The sequence below is a fragment of the Ruegeria sp. HKCCD8929 genome, assembly GCF_013031405.1.
Lineage (GTDB): Bacteria > Pseudomonadota > Alphaproteobacteria > Rhodobacterales > Rhodobacteraceae > Ruegeria.
On the sequence record NZ_WPZY01000066.1, the window covers coordinates 1 to 11690 of the forward strand.

General features: G+C 56.6%; 14 protein-coding genes and 1 pseudogene. 14 read left to right on the forward strand and 1 reads right to left on the reverse strand.

All coding sequences use genetic code 11. From position 1 onward, the window contains the following. The 7 genes from GOX53_RS27780 to GOX53_RS27810 all read left to right on the forward strand — a co-directional run. On the forward strand, positions 1 to 295 hold a 295-nt coding region (locus GOX53_RS27780), incomplete at its 5' end, for a hypothetical protein (RefSeq protein WP_171182123.1). Positions 296 to 659: 364 nt separating this feature from the next. Then, entirely contained in the window at positions 660 to 1718 is a 1059-nt protein-coding gene (locus GOX53_RS27785; protein ID WP_171182124.1) for an ABC transporter substrate-binding protein, read from the forward strand. A gap of 10 nt (positions 1719 to 1728) precedes the next feature. Further along, positions 1729 to 2553, forward strand: a complete 825-nt coding sequence (locus GOX53_RS27790; protein WP_171182125.1) for an alpha/beta fold hydrolase — start codon at positions 1729 to 1731, stop codon at positions 2551 to 2553. Between the two features lie 14 nt (positions 2554 to 2567). After that, positions 2568 to 3626, forward strand: coding sequence for an ABC transporter substrate-binding protein (locus GOX53_RS27795; RefSeq protein ID WP_171182126.1), 1059 nt, complete (start codon positions 2568 to 2570; stop codon positions 3624 to 3626). Positions 3627 to 3685: 59 nt separating this feature from the next. Next, entirely contained in the window at positions 3686 to 4774 is a 1089-nt protein-coding gene (locus GOX53_RS27800) for an ABC transporter ATP-binding protein (RefSeq protein ID WP_171182127.1), read from the forward strand. Further along, positions 4771 to 5673: an ABC transporter permease gene (locus GOX53_RS27805; RefSeq protein WP_171182128.1), complete on the forward strand. Its 903-nt coding sequence runs from the start codon at positions 4771 to 4773 to the stop codon at positions 5671 to 5673. The genes GOX53_RS27800 and GOX53_RS27805 overlap by 4 nt, the downstream gene beginning before the upstream one ends. A 10-nt stretch (positions 5674 to 5683) precedes the next feature. After that, complete coding sequence (locus GOX53_RS27810) at positions 5684 to 6487, forward strand: ABC transporter permease (RefSeq protein ID WP_171182129.1); 804 nt, start codon at positions 5684 to 5686, stop codon at positions 6485 to 6487. 8 nt (positions 6488 to 6495) lie between these two features. Here GOX53_RS27810 and GOX53_RS27815 read toward each other — a convergent pair whose 3' ends face one another. After that, complete coding sequence (locus GOX53_RS27815) at positions 6496 to 7203, reverse strand: IclR family transcriptional regulator (RefSeq protein ID WP_171182130.1); 708 nt, start codon at positions 7201 to 7203, stop codon at positions 6496 to 6498. An 85-nt stretch (positions 7204 to 7288) separates the two neighbouring features. On the opposite strand from GOX53_RS27815, the gene GOX53_RS27820 reads away from it, so the two are divergent. The 7 genes and pseudogenes from GOX53_RS27820 to GOX53_RS27845 all read left to right on the forward strand — a co-directional run. Continuing rightward, on the forward strand, positions 7289 to 8059 hold the full coding sequence (locus tag GOX53_RS27820) for an arginase family protein (protein ID WP_171182131.1): 771 nt from the start codon (positions 7289 to 7291) through the stop codon (positions 8057 to 8059). After that, positions 8052 to 8726 carry an arginase family protein gene (locus GOX53_RS27825; RefSeq protein ID WP_171182132.1) on the forward strand — a complete coding sequence of 225 codons (675 nt, stop codon included), beginning with the start codon at positions 8052 to 8054 and terminating at the stop codon, positions 8724 to 8726. Before GOX53_RS27820 ends, GOX53_RS27825 begins: the two co-directional genes overlap by 8 nt. 50 nt (positions 8727 to 8776) lie before the next feature. Continuing rightward, a pseudogene (locus tag GOX53_RS30420) lies at positions 8777 to 9118 on the forward strand (arginase family protein); the annotation flags it as partial. A gap of 6 nt (positions 9119 to 9124) precedes the next feature. Beyond that, entirely contained in the window at positions 9125 to 9601 is a 477-nt protein-coding gene (locus GOX53_RS30005; protein ID WP_254446839.1) for a hypothetical protein, read from the forward strand. Beyond that, positions 9598 to 10608: an agmatinase family protein gene (locus GOX53_RS27835; protein WP_171182134.1), complete on the forward strand. Its 1011-nt coding sequence runs from the start codon at positions 9598 to 9600 to the stop codon at positions 10606 to 10608. Before GOX53_RS30005 ends, GOX53_RS27835 begins: the two co-directional genes overlap by 4 nt. Next, a complete protein-coding gene (locus tag GOX53_RS27840) occupies positions 10605 to 11300 on the forward strand; it encodes a hypothetical protein (RefSeq protein ID WP_171182135.1) in 696 nt (231 codons plus the stop codon). The genes GOX53_RS27835 and GOX53_RS27840 overlap by 4 nt, the downstream gene beginning before the upstream one ends. Then, positions 11297 to 11690 (forward strand): aldehyde dehydrogenase family protein (locus tag GOX53_RS27845; RefSeq protein ID WP_171182136.1); only part of this gene is annotated, 394 nt, incomplete at its 3' end. The genes GOX53_RS27840 and GOX53_RS27845, both read left to right, overlap by 4 nt.

The following is an 11690-nucleotide window of genomic DNA, read 5'->3' on the forward strand; positions in this document are numbered from 1 at the left end:
AGGTCAACGGCGCTTTCACACTGCTCATATTGATGTTGGCCGCCTCTGGTTTGGCCTTGGCGTTCGCCATATGGGCAACTTGGCTGAGGAAGAAGAGTGGCCACCAAAAGTAGAAAGCAGCCATTGGCGCAAACGCAGCGAAAGCGCATTTAGTTGCGCTCCTTCTCCGTTCGGTGCAGATGAAGTGGACGGCTGCGCCATCCGATCCCGGCTATTGGTGCATCATGCGGCGAAGCATCATGAGCCCAAAGTGGCGGATGCTGCGGCCAGGATCAAGTGGCGCAAACTGCTATGAAGCTGCCATTCAAATTTGCGGATCAACGGTATGCGAGTGAGAGATTGAGTTCCGCTCAATCCCCCAAAGCGTCACTCGGCGGCAATGAACCTGAGGACAGGTAAAGATCGTTTTCGATGCCATATGCGCGAAATCGAAACGAGATGAACGCAGCGCACAAGCGCGAAATACGAGGTTTTGCCCTGCTCTGAGGCTGCGGAAACGGGAGGGCTAATCCTACGACGGCAAAAGAATCCTTGACCAATTCCGGCATCAGCTCTAGTAAAATGAAATGACGTTTTGCTCAGCGAAACGCTAGGGAAAAATGTGAAGCCGCCCATATCGCGGACACGCAAGCCAACCAACAGATAGGGAGGAGCCTGACATGATGAAAGATAACCAAAAAATGACGCTCACCGCGGGTCTCGTAGCCGGTAGTCTGGCCATTGGTACGTCTGCCGTTGCCGAAGGCGAGGTGGTGTTTTCGTCCTGGGGAGGTTCATTCCAAGATGCGCTTCGGGAGTCCATGTTGGACCCAGCCGCGCAAAAGCTGGGGCTCACCATCAAGGAAGACACGACAAATGGCATCTCTGATGTGCGTGCGCAGATCACTGCCGGTGCGGTTGCATGGGATATCACAGAACAAGCCTTGTCGGACTGTGCCCGTTTGAAGCAAGAGGGGGCTCTGGAACCCATCGATTATGGCGTGGTCTCGACCGATGGCATCCCTGCCAGCCTTGTCGACAGTGATTGGGTAGGCCTGTTGACCTATTCGCTTGTCATCGGTTGGCAAGCTGAGAAATTTGGTGAAAACGGTCCACAGTCCTGGGCAGATTTCTGGAACACCGAAGCCTATCCCGGCACGCGGGCGATGTTTAACTCTGTGTCGCATTCATTGGAAGCGGCATTGATGGCGGACGGTGTGGACCCGGCGGATGTAAACACAGTACTGCGTAGTGAAGGCGGCGTAGACCGGGCATTTGCCAAGCTTGAAGAGATCGCGCCCGATATCACGGTCTGGTATAGGGGCGGCTCGCAAGCGGCGCAGTTGATGGCAGATGAAGAAATTGACTTCATTCATATTGGCAACGGCCGCGCAGAATCGCTGAATGCCGATGCAGTGCAGGTTGGGTTCACCTGGAACCAGGCCACGACCGATGCGGATTGCTTGCTGGTACCCAAGGGCGCGCCAAATCGCGAAAACGCCATGCGGGTTATCAACGAGATTCTGTCGGCCGATGCACAGGCGCGCATGGCAGTCGCAATTTCTTATGGTCCCGTCAACGCACAGGCATTCGAAACCGGAATTATTTCGCCTGAGCTTGCTGCCAAGAACAATGCTCTACCTGAGAACATGAAGACACAAGTGGTCCTTGACCCGAGCTTTTACGTCGAAAACTACGCAGAACTGCAAGAGCGGTTTGACACGCTAGTTCAGCAATAGGTCCAAACTGATGCGCTCCAGCCTTTCATCCGATCCGGCAGAACCTCTGAACGTAATATTCGTTCATGGTTGGGCGTGCGGATGGCGAGACTGGAGCGGTGTCACCTCGCTCTTACCTGACGGTGTTCACATTGGCCTTGCCAAGCTCCCCGGAAGCCCTGAAGCCGTGTCGTTAGAGGGAGCGACCAGTCTGAGTGACTGCGCGGCCCATGTGATTGCCCTTGCAAATGACCTGGGTTTCGACCGCTTTGCACTTGTGGGGCACAGCATGGGTGCCCGGATTGCCATTGAACTGGCTGTGAACTGGCAACGGCGTGTCTCTCACCTTCTTTTGCTGGATGGCAGCAACGTGCCTGAGGATCCCAAGGAATCGGTTGCGCGCTTGGCAGAACAGCTTGTGCAGCTTGGTCAGCAAGGATGGGCGGAGGCGGCCGTGGCAACGATGATGATCGAGAACCTCGATCCAGATCAAACAAGTGAAATTGTGAACCGGGCCGCTCAATATCCGGCCGACGTTTTGATGGCGTATTACCATGCTATGGCTACATGGGATCGCGGTAACTTTGTTGCGGCCGTGGACCGTCTCATTTGCCCGGTAACAATCTTGCAATCAACGTCGCTGGACGAAAACGAAGTGCGCCGATCCGTGACGGACCACCCTTCGTCGCTTTGGCTGGATGTCTTACGTGCTCGGGTTCCCGGTGCGGTGATCAGGCTGGTTCAGGATACCGGCCATTTCATAATGCGCGAACAGCCGCAACTGATCGCCGACTGGGTAGAAGACACATTTCTGGTTGATCACGACCACCACCTAGAAAATCCAACCAACAAATAAAGGGAGAAACAGACATGAAAAAAGAAGAGAGAAAACTGTCGCTTGCAGTTGGCTTCGTTGCCAGCAGCCTAACAGTGGCTGCGCCTGCCTTCGCCGAAAGCGAGGTGGTGTTTTCATCCTGGGGAGGCTCATTTCAGGATGCCTTGCGCTCAGCGATGCTGGAACCTGCAGCCAAGGCACTGAATGTCACGGTCAAGGAAGATACGACAAACGGTATTCAGGACGTGCGCGCGCAGATCACAGCGGGTGCCGTCGCCTGGGACGTGACTGAGCAGGATTTGCCCTCCTGTGAAACACTTAGCCGGGAGGGCAGTCTTGAGCCGATCGATTATTCGATTGTTGACACAACGGGTATCCCCGAAGAGCTGATCCACGACAACTACATCGGCTTCATCAATTTCACCAAGGTGATCGCCTATCGCAAGGATGCCTTTGGCGACAACGGGCCGTCCAACTGGGCCGAGTTCTGGGACCTGGAAAACTTCCCCGGCAAGCGCGGCATGCACGGCAAGGTGAACTACAACCTTGAGGCCGCTTTGATGGCCGATGGTGTGCCGATGGCAGAAGTTTACAACGTTTTGGCCACGGACGAGGGTATTGCGCGTGCCTGGGGCAAATTGGGAGAGATCGCACCCGAAGTCACTGTTTGGTATCGTGGGGGGTCACAATCCGCACAGTTACTGCGGGATGGCGAAGTGGATGTGATCCACATGGGCCATAACCGCGTGGAGAGTGTAAGCGCATCTGGTATCGAAGTCGCTTATGCATTCGATGGTGGCACGATGGATGTCGATTGCTTGCTTGTGCCCAAGGGTGCTCCAAACAAAGACAACGCCATGCGTCTGATCAATGAATTGCTGAGCGCCGAAGCGCAGGCGCGGCTGGCGGTCACAATGCCGCTGGGCCCGGTGAATACTGGTGCGTTTGACACCGGAATTATCTCGGGAGAGCAGGCTTTGACAGTCAACACGCATCCCAGCAACTACGACAAGCAACTGCTGGTCGACCCGAACTTCTACATCGGCCAGTTGGGTGAGTTGACTGAAGAGTTTGACACGCTGATCCAGCAATAATCCATTTCGGCGCAGTGCATTTTGCACTGCGCCCGTTTTTTGACAGGTGAGGTGCCTCTATGTCGTCTAATGCCCAATCCCTTCCCATCGACATTTCCAATCTTTGCAAGGCCTACGGATCGGTCAAAGCGCTCGATGATGTATCGCTGAATATTGCTGCAGGTGAATTCCTGACACTGCTTGGACCATCGGGCTCGGGCAAAACGACGCTTTTGATGGCACTGGCCGGTTTTGTACGCCCAGATGGCGGATCGCTCCGTTTTGGCGGTCAGGAAATGATTGCAACGCCGCCACACAAACGCGGCCTTGGCATGGTTTTTCAAAGCTATGCGTTGTTTCCATTCATGACGGTGGCTGAAAACGTGGCCTATCCGCTGAAAATCCGCGGGGTTTCCAAAAGCGATCAAAAGACCCAAGCCGAACGTGCGCTGGATACGGTACAGCTTGGCGGCTATGGGGATCGGCGTATCACTCAATTGTCTGGCGGCCAAAGACAGCGTGTGGCTCTTGCCCGCGCCATGGTATTCGAGCCGCAGATCATCCTCATGGATGAGCCCCTGTCCGCGCTCGACAAAAAACTGCGCGAACATATGCAGATTGAATTAAAGGCGCTCCATGAAAAATTGGATGCAACCGTTGTCTACGTAACCCATGACCAGCGCGAAGCGCTGACGATGTCCGACAGGATTGCGGTGGTCAATCACGGTCGGATCGAGCAGATCGAGACACCCGAGCGGCTGTATCGCCAGCCTCACAGTTTCTTTGTGGCGGATTTTATCGGCGAGTCCATATCGGCGCCGGTGAATGTAGCCAACGACAGGGCACAACTTGGCGAGCGCGTGCTGAAATCCGACTTGCCAATTGCCCAGGGGAGTGGTGGTCATCGTTTGGTTATCCGGCCCGAATTGCTGGAGGTCACCGCGGGTGCCGTGCCAGAATCTGCCAATGATCTGTCTGGCCGGGTCAAAGACATCATTTATCAAGGCGACAGTGTGCTGGTTATCGTTCAGCACGACACCGCAGGCGAGATCAACTTGCGTGTCCCCGCCAATCGCGCTGGCCAGACCGGGCTGCCTTCCAAAGGAGAGCAAATTGGCCTTGCCCTGCATCCCGAAGACACGATCATCGTACCGGAGCATGTGGCATGAGTATCGCCGAGGTCTATGAAAGTGCAGGGACGCTTCAGAACGCCAGCACGCTCAAAACTGAAGAACGCCGTGAACGGCTGACGTTTCTGGGGCTTTCGATGCCCGCCGTTATTGGCATTCTGATTGTCGTCTTTCTACCGATTTTCTGGCTGTCTTCGCTCTCGTTTTATAATGCGGCGGGCGAGTTGAGCATGGAAAACTACGCGCGCATCTTTGAAAGCGCTTTGTACCGGCGGACCTTTGTTGTCACCTTCCAGATTAGCATTGCCGTGACGGTGATTTGTGTCCTTCTCGGATATCCTCTGTGTTACTGGCTGACCAAAGTGCCGGACAGAACGGCTGCCATTCTGATGGTTTTCGTGCTGGTCCCGTTCTGGACGTCGGTTCTGGTGCGTACCTACGCCTGGCTGGTGCTGTTGCAGCGCAATGGCATTATCAATTCGTCGTTGATGTCGCTTGGCATAGTCGACGAACCGCTGCAGCTGGCGCACAATCTCACGGGGTCAATCATTGGCATGGTACATATCATGCTGCCGTTTCTGGTTTTGCCGCTCTATGCCACCATGCGCAACATTGACACCGACCTGGTTCGGGCTGCTGTGGGGCTAGGCTCTACGCCGCGTGGGGCATTCTGGCGGGTGTTTTTCCCAATGTCGCTGCCGGGTCTTTTTGCCGGCATCGTGCTGGTTTTCATCCTGTCACTTGGGTTTTTCGTAACACCTGCTTTGCTGGGCGGTGGCCGCGTGCAGATGCTGGCGCAACGAATCGAAAGCACAATCACAGTCTATTCCAATTGGGGTGCGGCATCCGCATTGGGCGTAGTCCTGCTGCTGCTGGCTCTGGCCATGATTTGGCTGATGAACCGTGTCTTCGGGCTCGACAAACTCTTTATGCGCTGAGGAACTGAAAATGGAACAAGTCGGACAACGTAAAATTGACGGTATGTGGCTGACAGTGGTTGGCACCGCGGTACTGTTCTTTCTGATCCTGCCAACGCTAATTGTGATCCCGATGTCGTTTTCGGGGGCCTCATATCTGGAGTTCCCGCCAACGTCGTTTTCGTTTCGCTGGTACACGGCCTATTTCACTTCCGCAGAATGGATGAGCGCCACAAAGACCTCGCTGATAGCGGCAGTATTGACCACGGCGATCGCAACACCATTGGGCTCACTTTGTGCTTATGGCTTGCATTGCTCTGCCCCACGGATCAGGAGCGCTGCACAGATCCTCGTGATCATGCCCATCGTCGTACCGGTGATCCTGATCGCCGTCGGTGTGTTCAGCCTTTATGCCAAGCTGGGGCTCAACTACACGCTGACCGGAATCGTAATCGCCCATACAGCGCTGGCGCTGCCCTTTGTAATCGTGACTGTGATGTCGGGTTTGCAGAACTATGATTTCAATCAGGAACTGGCGGCGCGCAGCCTGGGTGCATCCCGAGCCTATGCGTTGTGGACGGTGACAGTGCCCCAGGTCAAGTTCTCGATCCAGACAGGGGCCTTTCTGGCCTTTATCACATCGCTGGACGAGGTTGTAATTTCGATGCTGGTCTCGGGTGGGGAAAAGGCCACAATTACCCGCCGCATGTTCAATTCGCTGCGCGATCAGCTTGATCCGACCATTGCAGCGATTTCTACCTGCCTGATTATCGTGTCAATCTCGGCGCTCATCAGCGTGCAGTTGATTGGCCGCAGCAAGAATGCTGACAAATGATGGGCTCTTTATATCTGACCAATCTCGGCTCGGATCTGGCGGGCGGCCTCAAGCACCGCATCGCGATAGCCTTCGACAACGGCTTCGCTGAAGCGAACGCGCAGACCCGACAGGCTAACGGCACCCAGCAGCTCGCCATTAGGCCCAAGAACCGGAACCGACAATCCGGCAACGTCCGGATCACGTTCGCCAAGGCTGAGATAGTACCCGGCTTTCCGGATGTTGGTGGCCTGTTTGCCTTGCCTGATAGAATAGGCATCCAGCACCCGGCCCGACGAGCCCTTGCTCAGTGGAATAATCTCGCCCTCCTGGATATGATCCCGCGCAAGCCTTGGCGAATTGACCCGGTAGAGGCAAACGCCGGAGTTGCCGCGTTGCACGTAAAACGACGCGCTTTCGCTCGTTTCATTTACCAGGTTCGCCAGCACCGGGCGCACTATCGGCCCCATGCGCAGGTTCTGACGAAATACGGATCCAAGACGCCACAAAGACGGCCCGAGGTGAAACAGGCCTTCGGCGTCTCGTGTGATATGGCCAAACTTTTCCAGCGAGACACTCAGACGCAGGATTGTGGCTTTGTTGACACCACTGCGGTCCGCAACCTCTTTCAGAGACAGACCCGCATCGCCGGTTTCGAAGCTGTCCAGCACACGCAATGCGCGTTCAACCGCTTCGACACCACCATTTGTGTCCGAGGTTCTAGGCTTGTCGGACATAGGCAGACCTTTCGACGCAAATCCGTGGCTTTTTATAGCTGTTTTGGACGCAATTGGAAATCGCAATTAATGAAAGTATCTGGCGATGAATAACGCACAGAGACGATTAATAACAGCGGGTTATGCCGGTCTACCCTTTGGCGAGTTTTCGCAATGTGAGGCAGGATGTGTTGGGGTTTTAGGTGTTCCAAGCGAAGTCAATAACGGGCCGCGTTCCGGCGCCTCCTTGGCACCGGATGCGCTGCGCAAGATGACGCAACAGCTTGGAACTGGCCTGCCTGTAAATGGTCGGGATCTGGGAAATCTGGACCTGACCGGTGATTGGTCGGGTATATTGATGCAGCTTGTGACACAAATGGCGGATCGCGACATTGTGCCAATTGTCCTGGGAGGCGCATCTGATGTTGCCTCGGCTGTGCTGGGGGCCTTGCCGGACCTGCCTGTTGTCGCGGCCATGCCACTGGCCCGGCGTGATCTCACCCAACGACCGGCAAACACGATCTGGGTGGGATTGAACGGCGGGCAGTCTGCCGATGTCTGGGATCAGATCAGCCAGCGCTCGATGGGCTGGCGTACCGCCCGGCAGTTGGATGAAGGGCACGCCGACTTTTCTGACATGCCCGAGCGCGCTGTCTTGTGGATCGACATATCGGTCATTGATCTGGGGCATGCAGCTGGTAGCGTTGGCCTTAATCCCGGCGGGATGAATCCTGAAACGCTGGCTTCCGTCATCGGCGCCATGGCATGTCGCTGGCAGGCGATTGTGATTACTGGTCTTGCACCTTCGCTCGATACGCGGGGTATGTCGGAACTGGCGGCCATCGAAACCCTGAACGCGGCATTGCACAATGGATGAAGCGGCGCTCATACGGTTTGACACGATCCCCAGTTTTCTGGGCGTATCTGTTGGCGATCTGGAAGATCTCTTGCCCGGGCAGGTCGCTATAGCGGGGTATTTTTGCGACAATCTCGCCCGGCCAGCGGCGGGGCAACGCTATCTCGCACGGCAGCTGCGATACGCCTCCCGTCCTGAAAAAGCACCCGCAAATGCGATTGATCTAGGGGATGTGAATGTATTTCCGCTCGAGCGGGACAAGCATTTTTCCGCAGTTATCGCTCAATGCGCGGCGGTTCTGGAAACCGGCGCGCGCATGGTGCTGGTTGGCGGCGATTCCAGCGGTCTGGAAGCTCTTGGCGTTGCTGCACAAAAGGTCACAGGTGCGGATGTTCCTGTCATTCCGGTTACAGGGGGCGTGGCGGGCCGATTGTCCCACACCCAACCGGTCATCCTGTCTGTGGATTTACAAGAGCTCGCGGGCAAATGGGTATCGCACCCGCGTCGCCTGACCGGGATGTCACCCGCACAGATGATCGCGCAAATTGATGCCACTCCAGGCGATGTCATCGCCGCAGCAATTTTCGGACTTGCCCCGGAATTAGACATTCGTGGCGGAGCTGAGACCCGCGCCGCGCTGGCGATCTTGCAGGCGGTAACTGAGCGTCTTGAGAAAGGAGCAGGCTGATGCCTTTACGATCGGCCCCATTGCCGCGCATGGCAGGGCATCTGTCGTTCATGCGTGCGCAGACCAAAGCAATCGGTGATGTCAGGCCCGGCGATCTGGCGGTACTGGGCGTCCCGTTTGAAGACACCAGCGCACCGCATGCCGGACAATCCCTGGCGCCGCGTGCATTCCGCGAAACCTCGGTCTATTTCGGTTGGCACGCAAACCCGCAATTCAGTCACCCCGTAGATATCGATGCACGTCAGGACATCAGTACCGAAGGCCTGCACGAGCGGCTATGTGACCTCGGAGATATAGCGCCGGGGTCCGAAGACGCGATCCACGCGTCATTGGAGGCGGCAACAAGTCAGATCAGCCGCAATGATGCCTGTGCCATAATATTGGGTGGTTCGGATCGCATGTCTGAGACAGTGCAGAGCGCGCTACCCAATTGTCAGACCGCGCAGCTTGGCGGTACGCCAGATGATGCGCGCGATTTTCATGTAGCGCCTTTGCCGAATGGGCGGGGCACGCCCTGCAACATGGATACTGCCGCGCAGCGTGCAACGTTTTCCAGGTGGCGGGATCCATCAAGGCCGCTGTTTGTGCGGTTTGATCTGTCCGTGTTTGAAACACCGCTCAGCGCGCTTTGCGATCAGCCCCGGTTAGGGGGCTGCGATCTTGAGACAGTGATGCAATGGCTTGAGCTTTTAGGACAGCAGGAAGTCAGTGCCATCATGTTGACCGGTCTGAATCCGAACAGGCCTGGAATGGGTGTGGTGAAGGTCGGCCAACGCCTGATGGTCACGGCTCTTCTGGCATTTATCTATGCGCGCCTCGGATTTGGAATTGAAAATCCGGGCCGCCAAACTTCCAAGGAATATGTACTGACATGACTGCAGCTATTACGACATTCCACCCGCCCCTGGCTCAACCGGGATATCGGCTGTTTGATGGGCCTTTGCGCGACGTGACCGACGCCCACGCGGATCAGATCGGCGTTGTGGGCATGCCGAGCGACTGGACACATTCAAGCCGCCTTGGCACAAGGTTCGGCCCCGAAGCATTGCGCAGGGCGACAAGTCTTCTGCAATCTTTGCGTCCGCAGGGAGCCAGCTTTGATCCAGACACAAGCCTCCATACCGTGCCTGCAACCGACTGGCTGATTGATTGCGGTGACGCAGAGATCACCGCGCAAGACGTTGATGCAACTACCGAAGCCATCGCAGCAATGACCGAAATGCTGACCGTTGCAGGGGCGATCCCTCTGGCACTGGGAGGTGATCACTATAATAGCTTCCCGGCCTGTCTGGGCTATTCCCGTGGGCTGGCCAAACGTGCACCAAACGCGCGTTTTGGGTATATCCAGATCGACGGTCATCTGGATTTTTCCGACCGGCTGGGCGCATGGGGCAGCCACAACCATGCAACCAATGCACGCCGGATTTCTGAACTGCCCAACACTGATGTGTCCAATATGGTCTGGATCGGCATCACGGGCTGGGTCGATGGCGGCGATCTGGTGCTCATCGAAGAACAGGGCGGTCGGGTGTTTTCAGCGGGCGATGTGCAAAAACTCGGCGCGGCCGAGGTGATGCGTCAGGCCCTTGCGCATGCCATGCAGGGCTGCCACGAGCTTTATCTGTCCATCGACATCGACGCGATGGACGCCGGCTACCTTCCCGGCACAGGCTCCATCGTGCACAGCGGCATTACACCACGTCAGTACTACGATCTGCTGGATGGATTGGCCGAGGCCCCCTTGGGCGGGTTGGACATTGTCGAGGTCTCACCACCGCTCGATCCCTCACAACGCACGGAATTCCTTTCGGCGGAAATGCTGTTCCGGGTTTTGCGCCGCTTTCGCACTCGTCCTGTGACTGGGCCTGTGACAGAGCAATGATGGAATATATCGGAACCAGTCAACTGGGCGGGCTATCACATGCGGGACAGATCCTTGCCCCGGCAACCCGGCCTTGGATCACGGATCTTGCAGCGCTTTGCCCTTACGAGGGTCTGCAACCCGGTAACCTCCCGGAATTTGAACGTGACCCGGATTGGGGCAACTGGACGCTCACGGACAGCCCCAAAGACCCGACCAAACGCCTGAACTGGCATGTGTTTCAACAGAGAAACACCCGGTATCTGGTGGCCGACCGGATGCTTATGAGCCGCATCAGCTGGCAGGATCTGGACGATGCCGGGTATGTCTATGGCACAGAGGTGTCGATTGATGGCAGGCAGTTTCGCTGCCGGTTGCTTACCGGCGGTGATACGCCCTGTGATGACCCCTATCAGGGTGCGACCAGGTCCAATGAATGGGATGCGTTAGTGGGCAGTGTCGCCGTGTCGAACGCGCCTCAGCCTGACCCGGCCAATAGCGCAGCTCCGCTTAGCCCGGATCATCTGACCTCGCCTCATAACCGTTTGTGGAACTGGTTCGGGGCGGTCAGTTGGACGGCCGAACCCGTCGCCAGCCGTGCGGACGGACGTGTGTGCCGGGGTTATCACGGCCCGACCTATTTTTATGTGAACACTGTAGACCACCGGCATGAAGATATCGGGTGGCGACCGGTTCTTGAGGAATTGCAATGACTGTAGACTCCTTTCCCAACTATATCGCCGGAACATGGGCCTCTGGCTGCAATGCTGCCCGCAATATCAACCCGTCTGATCTGAACGACACAATCGGAGATTATACGCAGGCAAGTGCCAACCAGACGGTTGAAGCGATCGAGGCTGCGGCTGCCGCCTTTCCGAAATGGCGTGCAACGTCGCCACTGGTCCGGTTCGAAGCGCTGGACCGCATCGGGTCGGAAATCCTTGCTCGCATGGACGAGCTGGGCGACATGCTGGCCCGCGAAGAGGGCAAAACCCTGTCCGAGGCCAAGGCCGAAGCGCATCGTGCCGGGCATTTGTTCAAATATTTCGCGGCCGAAGCGTATCGTGCAACTGGCGATACCTACCAATCTCTGCGTGAAGGTG